This window comes from Dyadobacter sp. CY343, from assembly GCF_021390335.1.
In the GTDB taxonomy this organism is placed as follows: Bacteria; Bacteroidota; Bacteroidia; order Cytophagales; family Spirosomataceae; genus Dyadobacter.
The window spans coordinates 1,399,887-1,416,632 of sequence record NZ_JAJUXK010000001.1 but is presented as its reverse complement, the minus strand read 5'-3'; the positions used below and the strand labels follow the sequence as shown (position 1 = coordinate 1,416,632).

The window sequence follows — 16,746 nt, the reverse complement described above, 5'->3', positions numbered from 1 at the left end:
GGTGAATGATATTGAAATTTATCAACAAAACAACATAATATTTCAATACTATAAATGAATATGATAGCAAATTTTTCAACTATATTGGCATATATTCAGGCAATACACAACATTATTGTAATTATTTGTGAAACCTCAGCTGTTAAAAGTCCCTAAAGGGCTGCAAAAATCGTTCAGTATCAGGCAAGATGTGGTGCTTTATTTTTATAATCGCTGGCACTACCATCCTGAACTCGAACTCATTCACATTGAACAAGGGTCTGGTACTCAATTTGTTGGAGATAATATCAGCAGTTTTCAAAATGGCGATCTGCTTTTGATCGGACCAAACCTGCCGCATTACTGGCGCTGTGATGAGAAATATTTTCAGAGGGAAAGTCAGTTGTACGCCCAGGCTACGGTTGTCCATTTTTCCGAATCCATTTTTGGCAAAACATTTCTTGAACTCCCTGAGAACAAATCCATTGCTGAATTGCTATTTAAGGCAAGATTGGGAATGAAAATATCAGGGAATGGTACTGAAAAAGTTAAAAAGCTATTGAAGGAGTTACTGAACGCGCAAAATGGCAACTCGATCATCTCCCTCTTGCAAATACTGGAAAGCCTCTCCCATTGCCCCGGCGTGCAGCTTTTGACAGACAAACCTTATCTCGACGAATTCGACCAATTTGACACCGATCGTATTAACCATATATATCAGTACTCGCTGAGCAATTTCCAGAAAAAGATTTCGATCGAAGAAATTTCGGAAGTGGCCAATATCAGCCCGCATTCATTTTGCCGATATTTCAAAAGTCGCAGCCGGAAAACGTATTCCCAGTTCCTGCTGGAATTACGGATCGGGCATGCTTGTAAGTTGCTGTCAGAAGCCAAAATACCCGTTGCCCGCGTTTGCTTTGAAAGCGGGTTCAACAACTTTGCCAACTTCAATAAATACTTCAAACTGCATACGGGCAAAAGTCCGTTGCAATACCAGAAGGAATTCCGGAAAATCCCGATCTCCAGTCACCTCAACAACCTCGCTGCTACATTATGAAAGTGAATATCGTCGATATCCCGCAGAAAAACATTTACGAAGCCGAGCTTAAAATCTCGGGCAAACATATTGAATCCATTGTAAAGCTGGGGCCGGAAAATCCCGCATTATCTTATGCATTACCTGGTTTCATAGATGCGCATGTACATATTGAAAGCTCGATGCTGACGCCCGCGCAGTTTGCCCGGTTGGCTGTGGTGCATGGTACCGTCGCCACGGTTTCTGATCCGCACGAAATCGGGAATGTACTGGGTTTGCCCGGGGTGGATTTTATGATTGAGGACGGAAAAAGGGTCCCTTTCAAATTTTGCTTTGGCGCGCCGTCATGCGTTCCGGCTACGGTTTTTGAAACCGCGGGAGCTGTTATCGATGCAGAACAGGTGGGACAGTTATTGTCAAGAGACGATATTGGTTATCTGGCGGAGGTGATGAATTTCCCTGGGGTACTGAATGAAGATCCCGATATGATGGCGAAGATCTCCTGGGCGAAGCACTATAATAAGGTAGTTGACGGACACGCACCCGGCCTGCGCGGAGAAGCTGCAAAATTATATGCATCCAATGGCATAAGTACTGACCATGAATGCTTTACGTATGATGAAGCCCGTGAGAAAATTGACTATGGCGTAAAAATCCTCATTCGCGAAGGAAGTGCTGCCAAGAACTTTGAAGCACTGATCCCACTAATCGCAGAGTTCCCGGAAAAAATCATGTTCTGCTCCGACGACAAACATCCCGATAATCTGGTCGAAGGACATATTAATGTGCTGATTAAACGTGCGTTGGCGTCGGGTTACGATATCTGGAATATCCTGCTCGCTGCCTGCATTAATCCGGTGTTGCATTACAGTTTGCCGGTCGGATTGCTGAAAACGGGCGACGCAGCCGATTTCGTTCTGATCGACAATTTGCAAGATTTCAATTTGCTGGAAACGTGGATCGATGGGGAGCAGGTTGCGAAAAATGGCATTTCAAATATCCCTGACCTGAAAAGTGCGCATTTGAACCACTTCGACTGCGATTTCAAAACTGCTGCTGATTTTGCACTTAATAATGAATATGCCCGTGAGGGCAGAAATGAAGTAAGGGTAATCGAGGCATTCGATGGTCAACTGATTACCGGCCAGGCGATTGAGCAACTGATAGTTTCGAATAAAACAATCGAAAGTGACCCGGAAATTGATGTATTGAAAATAGTAGTGGTGAACCGCTATCAAAACGCAAAGCCGGCTGTTGCATTTATCAAAAATTTCGGATTAAAAGAAGGTGCGATCGCGTCTTCGGTGGCGCACGATTCGCATAATATCATTGCGGTAGGCGTGAATGATGAGCTTATATACCAGGCAGTTAACCTGATTATTGGTGCAAAAGGCGGTGTGGCGGCAGTAGGTAACGGAGAGGAGAAATTGTTGCCTTTGCCAATCGCCGGATTGATGAGTGACGAGGATGGATACAAGGTAGCCGCTAGCTATACAGAGATCGACCAGTTTGTAAAAAAGGAGCTGAAAGCAACGTTACAATCTCCATTTATGACCTTGTCTTTCATGGCATTACTGGTAATTCCCTCGCTCAAATTAAGTGATAAAGGCCTTTTTGACGGGGATAATTTTCGATTTGTCCCATTAAGTATTTGATAAGTTACATATTATTCGAAATAGCAGAATTAAACTTTGAAATATAATTTTAGGATGAAAATATTTTTTAAATACGTTTTTTTATAAATATATTTACAAGTGTTATAATGACCCTTATTTCAATATCCAATTCCTAACCCCAATCAAAATCCTTTCCAAACAATGGCTCACCTACGCTACAAGCAAGAAGAAGAACTCTGTTTTTGGGATCAGTTCAGAAAAGGCGACGAAAATGCTTATGCATGCCTGTACCGCTCTTACGTTCACATTCTTTACCAGTATTGCTCACAGTTTACGATTGACAAACCATTAATTAAAGATTGCATTCACGACCTTTTCGTGGAACTCTGGAGAAACCGAATGACGCTGGGTGACACCACTTCCGTTCGGTTTTATTTGATGGCGTCTATCAAGAGAAAGCTGGTTCGCCACCTGAACGCGCAGCAGAAGCATACAAGCAATGAAGATATTCCGGTTGAATACTGGCATATCAACACGCCTTCTCACGAAAATCACCTGATTTCTGAGGAAGAATTCGAATCGACGAACCAGCATTTAAACGTAGCGATCAACGGGCTTCCCCGTCGCCAGCGTGAAGCTATTTTCCTGAAATTTTACATGAACCTGAACAACCACGAGATCGCGGACCTGATGAAAATCAATATCCAGTCGGTTTACAATCTGGTTTTCGGTGCATTAGGTAATCTTAAAAAACAAATGACTCTGGACAGGCTTACTTTCTAAGCTTTACAAGATCTCAGAATACGAGCGTGGCGAACTTAGCCACGCTTTTTTTGTTACTAATTTTACCAAAAACAAACTAAATACACTTCAATGACCGCACTAACCACTCCCCTGGCCGAGCGCCTTCGCCCCAGAACACTGGACGATTTCGTTGGTCAGGAGAAATTGTTAGGCCCGAAAGGACCACTTCGCCGGGCGATATTACAGAATGCGATTCCTTCCATGATCTTGTGGGGGCCACCGGGAGTAGGGAAAACTACTTTGGCGCTATTGATCGCGGAAACCACCAAGAGGCAATTCTACAATCTCAGCGCGATCAGCTCTGGTGTGAAAGATCTCCGGGAAGTTCTCGCCCGGCCTTCCGGACTTTTTCCGGCTATTCTGTTTATTGATGAGATCCACCGCTATAATAAAAGTCAGCAGGATGCATTGCTTGGTGCAGTTGAAAAAGGGCAGGTTACATTAATAGGTGCTACTACCGAAAATCCCTCATTTGAAGTCAATTCCGCACTTTTGTCACGCTGTCAGGTCTATATCCTGGAAGCATTTGGCGAAGAAGAACTTAAAAACCTGATCGCTCGTGCGCTTGAAAAAGACCAGTGGCTGAAAGAGAAGAACATCACGTTCAAATCTTACGACGCACTAATGCGCCTCTCAGGAGGCGACGGGCGGAAGCTGCTGAACCTGCTTGAATTGGTCGTATTGGCGAAAGGTGAGGCAACAGAAATAGAAATCACCGACGAGTGGGTAACCGAAGTGGCGCAGCAGAACATTGCGCGGTACGATAAATCGGGTGAGCAGCATTACGATATTATTTCCGCATTCATCAAATCATTGCGCGGCAGCGACCCTAACGCTGCGGTATATTGGATGGCGAGAATGATCGTAGCCGGAGAAGATCCTTCCTTTATAGCGAGGCGAATGCTGATTATGGCTTCGGAGGATATCGGCAATGCGAACCCAACTGCGGTGATCATGGCGAATGCGTGCATGCAAGCGGTGAATGTGATCGGTTACCCGGAATGCAGGATTATTCTTTCGCAGGTAGCGATCTATCTTGCCACTTCGCCCAAGAGCAATGCGAGCTATATGGCTATCGGGGATGCGATGGAAGCGGCGAAAAATACAGCACATTTACCCGTTCCGCTACATTTAAGGAATGCTCCTACCAAACTGATGAAACAGATCGGGTACGGAAAAGGGTACAAATACTCTCACGATTTCGAAGGCAACTTCGCGCGACAAGATTTTTTACCCGACGAGATAAAAGGCAGTAAATTCTTTGAACCGGGAAAAAATGCCCGTGAAGAGGAAATCCGCAAAAAGCTTCAAGGCTGGTGGGGAGATTGGTACGGTTACTGATCCCCGTGCGACTTCATTTTTTCAGCAAATTTAGCAAATGAAAGGTCGGGGTTCTGGCCGTCGTTTTCCGGGGATTGCTTCCATTCTGCCAGCAGCTTTTCCGCCAGCATTTGCTTGTTATCTTCCGTTTCAAATTCGGCGACGATCCTGGCTAGTAGCTCCTGGTCTGGAAGCGGATCATTTTCGGTTGCCGGATTACTGCCAGGCTCTTGCATAATGCAGGTATTCAAAGAGTTAGAAGAATATTGAGTGTAATGGACTGCAAATATGCATTCAAGACGCCTAAAATCTCAATTTCTGACGATTTACAGAAATGTTATGCTTCGAATAGGTATATAAAAAAGCAAAATCTTCACGCTGGGATCTAGGATTTGAGTTATCAAATCGTTAAATTTGTCCCTGAAAGCCCGTAACAGGTTTTCAATAACGTTGAGTAAAATCGAACATCCCGGATACATTGCATCCGGGATGTTTTTTTATATTTAACGTATATGATGTTCTTAATGAATCTGTACTTTTCTCAATCTGGAAGCATTGCGCTTCATGAACAGGCGGTCGCCAATAGAAAAATTCTGATAGGCGCTGTTTTTCTTTAATTGGGCTATCAGCCACACTCCTATCGCCGCTGCCAGCATTAATAATGCTACAAAAAGATAGGGAATAAGCAGGTAAAAATTTTGAAGGAGCTGTGCCATGATTTCGGTCAGTCAGGTTATCGTATGTACCTGAACAAGAAAATATCATACCAGCATAACCAGCTTCCTATTGCATGAAAATGAGGAATTTATGCCACAACTAACTTTAAAATTTGGCGTTTACCACCCTCGTGTCGCAACCCACCACACTCTGACTTACATAACCGACACTTACTCCCGATACCTTAGATGATTTGTTGGCAGGAACCGAGGCTTTGATCGTGATGATCTTGGAAGTGACCACGGCCTGTGTTTCGGAAAGGTATTTAAATTCAACCTCAACATTCGTTAAAGCTTTGTTAGTACCGTTCACGATCGTCATATTGTGAATCGCAATCCCGCCCACTGACCGCCATTCATTATCCTGGATCTTTATCTTCCCAAGAAGCTCTTCTTTACTGCGCGAAGAAATCGTGTCGAGAGAATCGGTACCGCTCAGTACTTCTGTCTTCGAAACAACGACCGGCTTTTCCTTTAAAAAATCAAATTGCTTGTAATAGTATAGCAAATATATAAATGCGCAAACAGGAACGAGCGCGCTTATCCATTTGAGCAAGGGAATCAAAAACTTTTTCCACTTACCTCTCTTACTCTTTCTTCCGGGCATATCGGTGTGCTAAAGGTGGCTAAAATGCGGAACATTGGCCGCAAATATATATAATCTGAAATACCAAATTCATACTATATCTGTGGAATCCCTAGTGTCTCAAAAAAAAACAAACCGCTGGACAAAATCCCAGCGGTCTGAATGTGTATCGTGTTCAACAAGGCTACTGTCTTACAAACCTGTGCGTCAGCACACTTCCATCATTCTGTACTACCTTTACAACATAAGTACCTACGGCCAGATTTCTGGTGCTGATACCTGCTGAAAGAGCATTTGAGCTTTCGAATACAGTTTTACCAGCTGTATTGATCACTTGTACAGATTTAACATTTGACCAATCGGTTAAAGTGAGTTTCAGATTTTCGTCCGCTCTTACCGGGTTTGGTGAAACGAAAGAAACTTCTGAGAATTTCACGTCTTTGATCTGGCTGAGCGAGAACGTTCCGTCCAGGTCAACCATTTTCAGACGGTAGAAATTCTGTCCGCCCGCCGGATTTGCGTCTGAGAAGTTGTAATACTGCGTAATCTTGCTTTCCTGATTAGATTTAACTGAACCGATTTTAGACCAGTTCTTACCATTTTTGCTGCGCTCGATATCGAAACGGTCGCTGTTGGATTCCTCAGCAGTTGACCATGACAAGGAAGCTGTGGTACCCTCTGCTGCAGCGTTGAAAGTCACAAGCGTAACAGGCAGCGGATCAATAATGCGGAGGTAGTACAATTCTTCTGCAACCTGAACACCGTCAGTTACATACAATGTGAAAGAATAATCATCTTCCCCTGCAGCCGATGGATCTCCGTTTAGGTCTCCACCTGCTGATATTGAGAATGAGCCTGGCACTGCCATCACTCTTGCAGTTGGCGCTTCAAGTGAATAAACCAACGTAGCGCCTGTGCGTCCGCCTATTGCCGATCCGTTACCGTTTGCGTTTACCGATTCTGAGATATTTTTATTGTAACTCGACACATTTTCCAACGTGTATGGGAAAACGCCGCCTGGAAGAATCAGTTTCGGATCTACCAGGATCGTTTTGGTCAATGTCAGTCCCGTAGGGTTTCCATTTACCAGTATTCCAACTACCACGGTGTAAGTTGTGGTTTCAGTCACCTCATCAAGTTCGCTTGTCGGCAACAGCTCGCCTGTCGTTGTATTGAAACCTACCCCTGCCGGCAAGCCGGTTGGTGTATTATAGGTAACTGTATTACCGTCCGAAGAAGCTCTGATGAATACATTTGATGGAAAACTCTCTCCGCCTACTCCGGCTGGAATTACATCTGAAACGTCATTTAATACGACCACACGAAGTCTTGTAGAGTCCGATGGGTTCAATGTGCAACCAGCACCCTGAACTGAAACTGCTACATAGTCACCATTTGCATTAACCGGAGTTGGAAATGCCGCTGGTGAAGCAATAGGATTTTCAGTCAGGTTTGTTCTTGAAGTCAAAGGTCCCTGCCAGTAGATAGGATCACCGGTTGTAGTACTTGCAGTAACATCAGGTGTTGCACCGGCAAACTGATAGACAAGTTCCGAACTCAGAGTTGGCTTAGGAGTAACTTGTCCTGCGCCGAAAATCCGCACACCCGTAGATCCGAGCAAAGAAAGATTAACTGTACTTCCAAGGCTTATCCTGATACGATCAAACTGGCCTGTAGACGTATAGTAGAATGGAATGACCACATTCGCAGGTATTCCATTAACCGTTATAAGATCAAGTACATTCGCATTCAACAAGCTTGAGATCGCCGTTGCGGGACCTGCCGACTGTTCTCCGTTAAATGCCTGGATAGTTAAACCATTAAGCAAATTCGCATTCACAAGAGCGGTCTGGAAAGACAGGTATACAACAGCCTGGTCGGTTGCCGCAGAAAGTTTTTTGAAATACAGTGATTGAGACAGAGACGCTATTGCAGTAAGATCCACTCCACCGCCCCCCAGGCCGGAAGAAGTCGTCAGGCTATTATCAACGGCACCTGATGGAGTTGAAACAACAGAAGAGAGACTTACATTTAATACGCCATCGACCTCGCCAAGCGAAGCAAACACCGGCACACCACAAGCATCCTCCACGGCATCCTCATAGTAGAACGCATTGTAAATATTCAAGGTAAGCTCAGAAATAATGTCCAGTGCCTGAGCACGTACCTCTATACGAACCGCATTGAATGTAGCAGTATTGCTAGTAGGAGTAACCGCAATATAGAGATTGGTACCTCCCGCATCAGTAACAAGTCTTGCAGGCGCAGTTGCAACTGCTGTCCCTGAACTAGTCACGGTGGCACCAGTTCTCAATTGAGCTGTGATTCTGTTTTCAGTAAAAAGACTCACGATCCCGAGCAGGTTGGTCAGCAAACCTGTTGCTTCCGGAGCGTCAATTTTAATATAGACTGTCTTTCCGGCTGGAAGGTTTCCAGTAAACCGAATCGTCTGGAACACATTTCCTCCGGTCACTCCAAGAATAGCTTTCCTTGAATAAAGCGTTGATTTTGTCGCATCACTACCAGACCCATCCAAAGCGCTTCCGGGCGAAGTAACTGCCGAAAATCCGCAATCTGGCTCTAAAAAGTCTCCACAACCGAATGTGCCCGAAGGAGCGGTCTGATTAGCATAAACCTGCGCAAATGCTTTGTAGCCGGTTGACAATGTGAGCAGGAAAGCCAGTGCCAAAGCGGACCATGCGACCCGCATTCTGTTATTCAAATTATAAGTAATGTGATGCTTCATACGTAATGTGATTTTAAAGTTTGAACATGAGTTTTCCGTTAGCCAGGTTGGCTTTTTTTTCGCAGGAAGTGCGCTTTTGAAGAATTTATGATTTGGAATGTAAAGTCTCTTCTATGTTGGTTTGGTTGATGATGATTAAAAAGTTTACGAAATGACTAATAACTATAAAATTATTTAAGGCCTTCAAATAAGAGTTACTTGCAAATTTATCCATAATTAGATCAAAATAAACCCGCATATTATTACTATGCATTGACCCACTATTTCTAGGGAGTAGCGAATAAATTATCGCTACACGGACGAATGCAGTAACAACTTTTGCCATCTTTACCACTAACCCCTCCCATAAATTGGATTAATCTTAGTATTTTGAATAAAAATCGGCGATAATATGCCATTGTGAGTTTTTAAGGCCGTTTACAACCACAAGGAGTAAGATTAGAAAGGTGCTTTTTTAGTACCCTGTTTCCGGATAAGAATAGTAACGCAGAACATTAGTACCTACTTAGCACATCATGAACATTTCGTTAGTCCACAAAAACCTACTGCTAGTTGATGCACTAAAAACCCTGTTTGAAATGATCCCTGAATTTGGTACCGTTAGTACATATACCTTAGGGGATACATTTCTCGAAGATGCGGAAGTTGCCCCACCCGACCTGCTGATCATGGATTTGGAAACGACGGTACTAGACGGTCGCGATTTGCTCGAAATCGGACGGAAGCGACTTCCTGAGGAACTGAAAATTGTTGTTTTTTCAGAAATAACCGATGTTCAGAACATCAAACTGATGATCAAGCGCGGAGTTCAGGGCATTCTTTCACAGTCAACTACATTCGAGGAGCTGAAAGAATGTGTCAGTACAATTGCGGCAGGGAACCAATATATTGGAAATTCACTCAAAACCTCACTGATCAACAGCGTGTTTACGAGTGATAGCATTGCATTACACCTGTCGCCCAGGGAAAATGAAGTTCTGCAAAGAGTGTGCGGTGGCAGTACTATCAAAGAAATTGCCTACGATTTGAAACTGAGCGCACATACCGTTCAGTACTACCACCGCAGTGTGATGGATAAATTGAAAGTGAAGCGCACTACCGATCTGATCGTTTACGCAATACAACACAAACTTTACGTTCCCGAATCTAAATAGCCCGGTTCCGCAAGAGTGTACCATAAAAATCAGGCAGCGGATTGAGGTCAGGATTCTTACGCTGATGCCAGTATGGGTACACCGGTGCTTTTTCACTCGCTTCGTCGAGTCTCTTCACTTGTTCAAGACTGAGATTCCAGCCGATCGCCCCAAGGTTTTGCCGGAGCTGCTCTTCGTTTCTGGCCCCAATTACGATATTGCTGACTGTCGGGCGTTGTAAAAGCCAGTTCAGCGCAACCTGTGCGACCGTTTTCTCAGTTTCAGCCGCAACCTCGTCCAGCACGTCGATAAGGTGAAAGAAAAATTCTTCCGGAATAGCAGGTCCTTCTCCACCACCTTGCGCGATACGCCCGTCGGCCGGAATGGGCTGATTTCTGCGATATTTTCCACCCAGTCTGCCGGCAGAAAGCGGGCTCCATACGATCGTGCCAATTTTCTGATCAATCCCCAGCGGCATCAGCTCCCACTCGAATTCCCTGCTGAGAAGCGAGTAATGTGCCTGATGCGCAATGTACCTGGCCCAGCCGTAGCGTTCTGAAACGGAAAGTGACTTCATTAAATGCCAGCCGGAGAAATTGGAACAGGCGATATACCTGATTTTTCCATCGCGGATCAGATCGCTTAATGCGCTAAGAGTCTCCTCGACCGGCGTAACGCCGTCGAAACCGTGCATATGGTAAATGTCAATATAGTCTGTTTGCAATCTGCGGAGGCTATCTTCACAGGATTTCACCAGACGAAATCGCGATGATCCGAAATCATTCGGCCCGCTGCCCATTTTGAAAGTAGCCTTGGTTGAGAGAATAATTTTATCCCGCATTCCGATGATCGCCTTGCCTAATATTTCCTCTGAAAGTCCCTGAGAATAAACATCTGCGGTATCAAAGAAATTGATCCCCGAGTCCATGCACAGGTTTACCAGGCGCGTGGCTTCATCGACCTGCGTATTACCCCAGGCTTTGAAAAAATCACCGCCGCCTCCGAAAGTTCCTGTACCGAAGCTCAAAACCGGCACTTTCAAACCAGATGCTCCTAATTGCCTGAATTCCATATTGCCCGAGAAATGCGTTTTGATAAATACTTTCAAAGCCTAAGCAGCAAAAATAAGGCCAGAATGGAGGGGAAAGGTTAAAAAAATAACTTCCCTGAAAGTTCAGGGAAGTTATTCGCATTATTTACTCAACGTTCCTCTATTACTTAACCTTAAAACTGGCCTCGACCGGGGAGATCTGAGGCGCTACATAGTTTAGGTTCAGAATATGATTCAAATATGGCGAGCGAGGTCCGACCCAGCAACATCGGTTGAGCCAGCGGTTATATCTGATTAACGTTCGGAAAATTAAGGTCAGCCGCAGCCTATTTTGCTGGATCAATCACAGATCAGTGTTATATTTAAAGATCAATTATAGTTATTTGAATTTCACCATTAATAATCCTAATCCATGAACCGTAGAGAAGCTGTTCAAAAAATAACGCTCCTGATGGGAGGCACCCTGTCGGCCCCGCTAATGGCGGGTATTATGGGGGAAAAATTGAATTTTGGGCCTTCGATATCCATTTCGGAAAATCAGGAAGCGCTACTTGCCGAGGTAGCCGACGTGATCATTCCAACCACCGGAACACCAGGGGCGAAAGCAGCAGGGGCTGAGAAGTTCATTACCCGGATCATGCGTGACTGCTATCCGATCGATGAGCAAAAGAAATTTTATGACGGGCTGGATAAAGTGGAGGCGCTAAGCAAAGAGACTTACAGCAAAGGATTTGTAGCTCTGGACCCAACCCAGAAAAATGAGATCATCAAGAAAACAACTGTGGCGGACAAGCCTTTTTTCCTGCAAATGAAAGGGCTTACTGTTACCGGATACTTCACTTCCGAAATTGGCGCGACACAAGCACTTGATTATGTGCCTATTCCGGGAAGATTTGACGGTTCGTGGCAGATGCCGAAAGGCCAGAAGAGCTGGGCGCTTTAATCTCTAAACCCTATTATAAAAAATTCAAAATGGCGAATCTTAATATTGACGCATTAAAAGAAGTAACCTACGATGCCATCGTAATCGGTTCGGGCGTGTCGGGAGGCTGGGCTGCGAAGGAGCTCACAGCCAAAGGTTTGAAGGTATTGATGCTTGAAAAAGGCAAGAACCTGGAACATATTACCGGCTATGACAATGCACTAAAAGCACCCTGGGAAACCAAATACAACGGTCGGCTGACCATTAAACAAAAAGAAACTCACCCATTCCTTTCCCGCGATTATCCATACAACGAGAACACGGAAAAGTATTGGATGAACGATATGGACGCGCCCTACGAAGAGAAAAAGCGCTTCGACTGGTTTCGCCCGGATATCGTGGGGGGAAAATCGATTATGTGGGGAAGGCAGTCTTACAGGCTGAGCGACATTGATTTTGAAGCGAATTTGAAAGATGGAATAGCCGTAGACTGGCCGATTCGTTACAAAGACATTGCGCCGTGGTATTCTTATGTGGAAAAACACGTGGGAATTTCTGGTGAGAAACTGGGGCTTCCGCAATTGCCTGACAGTGACTTCATTGCCCCAATGGAAATGTATTTTGTAGAGAAAGAAGTCAGAAAGCGCCTTGAAAAAGAATTCCCGGGCCGCAATATGACTATCGGCCGGGTAGCAAACTTGTCGCAGGCAACCAAGGAACAGCTCGAAGGCGGCCGCTCTCCGTGCCAGTACCGGAACAGGTGCTCGTTTGGCTGCCCCTACGGAGCTTATTTCAGTACGCAGTCGAGCACGTTACCGCCGGCCATGAAAACCGGATTACTGACTTTGCGCCCGGATTCTGCGGTTCGTGAGATCATTTATGACGGTAAAAAAGCAGGTGGCCGCGCGACCGGCGTACGCGTTGTGGACACGAAGACTTTACAGGAAAAAGAATATTTCGCAAATATCATATTCGTCAACGCGAGCGCGATCGCGTCTGCTGCCTTGTTATTGAATTCTACTTCTGACCGCTTTCCAAACGGAATGGGAAATGATTCAGGCGAGTTGGGACACAATTTAATGGACCACCATTTCAGAACCGGCGCCAGTGGGGTTTGGGAAGGTGACCTGGATAAATACTACTTCGGTCGCCGTGCGAACGGAATATATGTGCCGCGTTACCGCAATATCGGCAACGACAAGCGGGATTACCTGCGTGGATTTGGTTACCAGGGAGGCGGGGGCCGCCAGGGCTGGCAGCGCAATGTCGCTGAGCTGGCTTTCGGTGCCGATTTCAAGGAGGAACTGACCACGCCGGGCAACTGGACAATGGGCTTCGGAGGCTTTGGTGAGACTTTGCCTTACCACGATAACTACATGTATCTCAGCAAAGAAAAGAAAGACAAGTTTGGTATCCCGACTGTTGTATTCGATGCGGACCTTCGTGAAAATGAAAAGAAAATGCGCGTGGATATGATGAATGATGCGGCCGAAATGCTTGAAAAGTCGGGTGTGAAGAATGTAAAAACTTATGACAACGGATCTTATCTAGGCATGGCGATCCACGAAATGGGAACTGCGAGAATGGGCCGTGACCCGAAAACTTCGGTTCTGAACGGAAACAACCAGCTTCACGCGGTGAAAAACGTATTCGTAACCGACGGAGCATCAATGACTTCGGCTTCCTGCGTGAACCCGTCACTTACCTACATGGCGCTCACCGCCCGGGCAGTCGACTTCGCAGTCAAAGAAAGTAAGAAGAAGAATATTTGATCGTATAATTGTAGCAGAAACGGTTGCTTGTTTATTCAGGCAACCGTTTTTGTTTAAAAAATTTCAAGAACACCAACTGTTTCCGACTGCGAAAAGAGCACTATTTCCTCCCATTTTTTCATCAATACTTCGCTTATCATTTGGGTTGATGAGTTGCCTAGCCTCAACAATATTACCTTCGGCGGGAATCCGTATAAACTGGACAAGTCTTGAAAATCTTCGTCGAAAGAAACGAGCACAAACTCATTCGCCTTTGCATAATCCCAAATATCTGTATCCTTTGCGGGTGCGGTTAGGCCTGTTCTGCTGACATGCACACTATCGGGTGCTATCAAACCAACTTTCTTTACGATTCTGTAAGAAATATTTTCATCAAAAAGTAACTTCATTAGGCGGAGATCAGGATTTTAGTATTCTCCTCGCGGTTTGCAGCGAATGCCAGGGCTGCTAGTATATCTTCCTTGGTCACAGGCGGAAAATCTTCTGAAATCTCTTCATAAGACATTCCATTGGCCAACCAACCCAACACATCCAGAACTGCGATGCGTGTGCCCCGAATGCAAGGTTTACCAAACCGTATTCCTTGATCGATACTGATCCTTTCCTGCCAATTTTTCATGTCCAGTCCGTTTTAATCAAAAATACAAATTTGAAAGCACTTTTACGACTATCTCTTTCATTGAATACTGCCCCTGGTAAGCGAATTCGCATTAAATTGCGAAGCTATTTAACAACCTCTAATGGACGATAAGTCGAAGATTGCCGCTGCTCGCAGAGCTGTTTTACTCATTTTTTTAGTCTGCGGAATAGGGTTATCGAGCTGGGCTCCGATGGTTCCTTTTGCCAAAATACAACTTGCATTAAACGACGCCGACCTGGGGATCGTGCTCCTGGCGCTCGGTGCCGGCGCGATCCTGACCATGCCAGTCGCCGGATTTTTGATCAACAAATATGGCAGCCGGGCGATTGCCTTCATTGCTGCGATGTTAATTGCGGCGATACTCCCTGTTTTGCTGCTCACAACTACTCCTTATCAACTGGCTGGCGCATTATTTGTCTTCGGCGCCGGAATCGGCTCTATCGATGTGGCGATGAATGCACAGGCAGTACTCGTGCAGGAGCGTTTCGGCCGTCATATTATGTCTTCTTTCCACGGAATGTTCAGCGTAGGCGGCTTGATAGGCGCGATCGGACTTGGGTTTCTGATCAAAATGGGCTTGTCTCCAAATATCGCTGCGATCACGATTTCCGCATTGCTTGTCATAATTACGGCCACCCAGATCCGGCATTTGCTACCTCACTCTCAGGAAGCAAAAATGGACAGCAGCAATTTCACGATACCAAAAGGCCCCGTGCTTTTCTTAGGTATTATGTGCTTTATTATCTTTCTGGCAGAAGGCTCCCTGCTCGATTGGAGCGCCGTATTCCTGCAATTTTCCAGAAACTTCGACCCTTCCTGGTCTGGTCTTGGGTATGCTGCATTCTCTATTGCAATGGCAGTAATGCGTCTTACAGGAGACGGACTGATCCACAAACTGGGGCCGGCCAAAGTGGTATTATACGGAACCTTGCTCGCCGGTGCCGGTTTCCTGATCGCGGTACTGACACCCTGGGCTGCAACTGCATTGATTGGATTTGTATTGGTAGGATTGGGAGCTGCGAACGTAGTACCCGTATTCTTCACTGCTGCCGGTCGCATTCCCGGAATTCCTCCTTCGATCGCGCTTTCAGCAGTAACGATTTTAGGCTATTCCGGACAATTGGCCGGCCCGGCATTGATTGGTGTGATTGCTGAGTTCACGTCACTTTCTGTCGCGCTCGGACTGGTAGGTGTATTGCTATTTGTGGTCGCATTTGGATACAAACACCGCGATTAAAATACTTAAAAAGCCTCTCCGGTAAACAGATAAAAGGCGGGTCCATCTTTGGTGAAACCGACGTCCAGACGCAGGAATATGTCTTTTTTAGGGAAAAGGAGGTAACGTAACCCAACCCCACCGGCAGGCCGGATGTATTTCAGGTTGAGTTCTGAAACTTTCGGACCTACTACTGCTGCCCCGGCAAATGCAACGGCTCCAAACCGTTTACTAAATCCAAAGGGAAGCCAGCGATGTTCTATCTGCGTGGCAATCATGCCTTTATCACGATATCTTCCATAATAAAATCCCCGCATAATCATTTCACCGCCCATTAATGCAAGCTGATTGAAAGGTACATTCCCCGCGCTGAAACTGCTGTAAACCTGCCAGGCCAATACGTTGCGGACGCTCGTCGGATGCGAGCCGCGGAGATCGAAGTTGATCGACCGGAAATTTTGATCGCTGCCGAGTGACGGGCTGTATTTCAGAAAAGATATTTCACCAAAAAACCCTTTTCTGACATTCAGTACATTGTGCCGGTTATCATAAACGAGCGCCGCGCCGAAACCCAGATTGCGCGCACCGTCGCTGCCCAGTGGTTTATCGTACAAATGATCATTAGGTTGCTCGAAACCGGTATTATACAATTGCTGGTAATCAATCTCCGGACCTACGAACAGATTAGGCACTATTTTACGTAATACCCTTTGCCTCAACAACAGATAATTTGCGTCGATCAGCGCCGGGTCTTTGTCGGGAGTTTGCGGGCCGATACCGTAGTACAATAGGGGAAATCTTTGAAACCGCGTCCGGCCCAGGAAGAACCATTTATCCTTATCCCCATAAATCGCATTATCCAGCCAGATCCCGTATTGTGCTTCCAGCGTCACAAAAGTGAAGGCCTGCACTTCGCTAAGACGGTTGAGTGTGTCTTTTTTTGCCTGAAAAATTAAGAGAGATGATAACCCGAATTCAAAACTTGTTTCCGGTGAATAGCCCAGGGTCGGATAAATACGAAAGCTGGATTCGCCGGGAGCAGTTGTATCTGAAACTGTCTTTTTTACAAAACGCTTAAACCAACTATCCTGCGCGCACACGTGTGGAATGCGTGTAACGAAGAGCGTCAAAATCAGTAGAATTCTCAGTTTATACAATATCAGAACACTTAAGGTGAGTATGTTATCTTATATTCCTATTCGTTAAAAA

16 protein-coding genes are annotated in these 16,746 nt (G+C 45.5%); 8 read left to right on the top strand and 8 right to left on the bottom strand.

Features of this window, described 5'->3' with window-relative positions:
- Window positions 1-127 precede the first annotated feature (127 nt).
- The 4 genes from LZG94_RS05805 to LZG94_RS05790 all read left to right on the top strand — a co-directional run bounded on the left by LZG94_RS05805 (window position 128) and on the right by LZG94_RS05790 (window position 4,776).
- Window positions 128-1,036 carry an AraC family transcriptional regulator gene (locus LZG94_RS05805; RefSeq protein WP_233790981.1) on the top strand — a complete coding sequence of 303 codons (909 nt, stop codon included), beginning with the start codon at window positions 128-130 and terminating at the stop codon, window positions 1,034-1,036.
- Window positions 1,033-2,670: an adenine deaminase gene (ade, locus tag LZG94_RS05800; RefSeq protein WP_233790980.1), complete on the top strand. Its 1,638-nt coding sequence runs from the start codon at window positions 1,033-1,035 to the stop codon at window positions 2,668-2,670. Before LZG94_RS05805 ends, ade begins: the two co-directional genes overlap by 4 nt.
- 162 nt (window positions 2,671-2,832) lie before the next feature.
- The gene (locus LZG94_RS05795) at window positions 2,833-3,414 is read left to right on the top strand and encodes an RNA polymerase sigma factor (protein ID WP_015815162.1); all 582 of its coding nucleotides are present in this window, start codon (window positions 2,833-2,835) and stop codon (window positions 3,412-3,414) included.
- 90 nt (window positions 3,415-3,504) lie between these two features.
- A complete protein-coding gene (locus LZG94_RS05790) occupies window positions 3,505-4,776 on the top strand; it encodes a replication-associated recombination protein A (protein WP_233790979.1) in 1,272 nt (423 codons plus the stop codon).
- On the opposite strand, the gene LZG94_RS05785 is transcribed toward LZG94_RS05790, so the two are convergent.
- The 4 genes from LZG94_RS05785 to LZG94_RS05770 form a co-directional block, all read right to left on the bottom strand.
- Window positions 4,770-4,991, bottom strand: a complete 222-nt coding sequence (locus tag LZG94_RS05785; protein ID WP_233790978.1) for a hypothetical protein — start codon at window positions 4,989-4,991, stop codon at window positions 4,770-4,772. The two genes, LZG94_RS05790 and LZG94_RS05785, sit on opposite strands and share 7 nt — an antisense overlap.
- Window positions 4,992-5,276: 285 nt before the next feature.
- Window positions 5,277-5,471, bottom strand: coding sequence for a hypothetical protein (locus LZG94_RS05780; RefSeq protein WP_233790977.1), 195 nt, complete (start codon window positions 5,469-5,471; stop codon window positions 5,277-5,279).
- Window positions 5,472-5,577: 106 nt separating this feature from the next.
- On the bottom strand, window positions 5,578-6,078 hold the full coding sequence (locus LZG94_RS05775) for a hypothetical protein (RefSeq protein WP_215235367.1): 501 nt from the start codon (window positions 6,076-6,078) through the stop codon (window positions 5,578-5,580).
- Window positions 6,079-6,241: 163 nt separating this feature from the next.
- On the bottom strand, window positions 6,242-8,803 hold the full coding sequence (locus LZG94_RS05770) for a T9SS type A sorting domain-containing protein (RefSeq protein WP_233790976.1): 2,562 nt from the start codon (window positions 8,801-8,803) through the stop codon (window positions 6,242-6,244).
- Between the two features lie 515 nt (window positions 8,804-9,318).
- On the opposite strand from LZG94_RS05770, the gene LZG94_RS05765 reads away from it, so the two are divergent.
- A complete protein-coding gene (locus LZG94_RS05765; RefSeq protein WP_215235369.1) occupies window positions 9,319-9,957 on the top strand; it encodes a response regulator transcription factor in 639 nt (212 codons plus the stop codon).
- Here LZG94_RS05765 and LZG94_RS05760 read toward each other — a convergent pair.
- Window positions 9,950-11,008, bottom strand: a complete 1,059-nt coding sequence (locus LZG94_RS05760) for an aldo/keto reductase (protein ID WP_233791126.1) — start codon at window positions 11,006-11,008, stop codon at window positions 9,950-9,952. The genes LZG94_RS05765 and LZG94_RS05760 overlap by 8 nt on opposite strands.
- Window positions 11,009-11,399: 391 nt before the next feature.
- Here LZG94_RS05760 and LZG94_RS05755 point away from each other — a divergent pair, with 391 nt between their 5' ends.
- Window positions 11,400-11,930, top strand: a complete 531-nt coding sequence (locus tag LZG94_RS05755) for a gluconate 2-dehydrogenase subunit 3 family protein (protein ID WP_233790975.1) — start codon at window positions 11,400-11,402, stop codon at window positions 11,928-11,930.
- 29 nt (window positions 11,931-11,959) lie between these two features.
- On the top strand, window positions 11,960-13,681 hold the full coding sequence (locus tag LZG94_RS05750) for a GMC oxidoreductase (protein WP_233790974.1): 1,722 nt from the start codon (window positions 11,960-11,962) through the stop codon (window positions 13,679-13,681).
- A gap of 53 nt (window positions 13,682-13,734) precedes the next feature.
- Here the strand turns inward: LZG94_RS05750 and LZG94_RS05745 are convergent, their stop codons facing one another.
- Entirely contained in the window at window positions 13,735-14,070 is a 336-nt protein-coding gene (locus tag LZG94_RS05745; RefSeq protein ID WP_233790973.1) for a DUF5615 family PIN-like protein, read from the bottom strand.
- Window positions 14,070-14,300 carry a DUF433 domain-containing protein gene (locus LZG94_RS05740; RefSeq protein WP_233790972.1) on the bottom strand — a complete coding sequence of 77 codons (231 nt, stop codon included), beginning with the start codon at window positions 14,298-14,300 and terminating at the stop codon, window positions 14,070-14,072. The genes LZG94_RS05745 and LZG94_RS05740 overlap by 1 nt, the downstream gene beginning before the upstream one ends.
- 121 nt (window positions 14,301-14,421) lie before the next feature.
- On the opposite strand from LZG94_RS05740, the gene LZG94_RS05735 reads away from it, so the two are divergent.
- The gene (locus LZG94_RS05735) at window positions 14,422-15,558 is read left to right on the top strand and encodes an MFS transporter (protein WP_233790971.1); all 1,137 of its coding nucleotides are present in this window, start codon (window positions 14,422-14,424) and stop codon (window positions 15,556-15,558) included.
- Window positions 15,559-15,563: 5 nt separating this feature from the next.
- Here LZG94_RS05735 and LZG94_RS05730 read toward each other — a convergent pair whose 3' ends face one another.
- On the bottom strand, window positions 15,564-16,694 hold the full coding sequence (locus tag LZG94_RS05730; RefSeq protein ID WP_233790970.1) for a BamA/TamA family outer membrane protein: 1,131 nt from the start codon (window positions 16,692-16,694) through the stop codon (window positions 15,564-15,566).
- Between the last annotated feature and the right edge of the window lie 52 nt (window positions 16,695-16,746).

What these genes read in the sequence shown, in the direction of transcription:
- ade (WP_233790980.1), top strand. Translation starts at nt 1,033, where the DNA reads ATGAAAGTGAATATCGTCGATATCCCGCAGAAAAACATTTACGAAGCC.
- LZG94_RS05795 (WP_015815162.1), top strand. Translation starts at nt 2,833, where the DNA reads ATGGCTCACCTACGCTACAAGCAAGAAGAAGAACTCTGTTTTTGGGAT.
- LZG94_RS05790 (WP_233790979.1), top strand. Translation starts at nt 3,505, where the DNA reads ATGACCGCACTAACCACTCCCCTGGCCGAGCGCCTTCGCCCCAGAACA.
- LZG94_RS05785 (WP_233790978.1), bottom strand. Translation starts at nt 4,991, where the DNA reads ATGCAAGAGCCTGGCAGTAATCCGGCAACCGAAAATGATCCGCTTCCA.
- LZG94_RS05780 (WP_233790977.1), bottom strand. Translation starts at nt 5,471, where the DNA reads ATGGCACAGCTCCTTCAAAATTTTTACCTGCTTATTCCCTATCTTTTT.
- LZG94_RS05775 (WP_215235367.1), bottom strand. Translation starts at nt 6,078, where the DNA reads ATGCCCGGAAGAAAGAGTAAGAGAGGTAAGTGGAAAAAGTTTTTGATT.
- LZG94_RS05770 (WP_233790976.1), bottom strand. Translation starts at nt 8,803, where the DNA reads ATGAAGCATCACATTACTTATAATTTGAATAACAGAATGCGGGTCGCA.
- LZG94_RS05765 (WP_215235369.1), top strand. Translation starts at nt 9,319, where the DNA reads ATGAACATTTCGTTAGTCCACAAAAACCTACTGCTAGTTGATGCACTA.
- LZG94_RS05760 (WP_233791126.1), bottom strand. Translation starts at nt 11,008, where the DNA reads ATGGAATTCAGGCAATTAGGAGCATCTGGTTTGAAAGTGCCGGTTTTG.
- LZG94_RS05755 (WP_233790975.1), top strand. Translation starts at nt 11,400, where the DNA reads ATGAACCGTAGAGAAGCTGTTCAAAAAATAACGCTCCTGATGGGAGGC.
- LZG94_RS05750 (WP_233790974.1), top strand. Translation starts at nt 11,960, where the DNA reads ATGGCGAATCTTAATATTGACGCATTAAAAGAAGTAACCTACGATGCC.
- LZG94_RS05745 (WP_233790973.1), bottom strand. Translation starts at nt 14,070, where the DNA reads ATGAAGTTACTTTTTGATGAAAATATTTCTTACAGAATCGTAAAGAAA.
- LZG94_RS05740 (WP_233790972.1), bottom strand. Translation starts at nt 14,300, where the DNA reads ATGAAAAATTGGCAGGAAAGGATCAGTATCGATCAAGGAATACGGTTT.
- LZG94_RS05735 (WP_233790971.1), top strand. Translation starts at nt 14,422, where the DNA reads ATGGACGATAAGTCGAAGATTGCCGCTGCTCGCAGAGCTGTTTTACTC.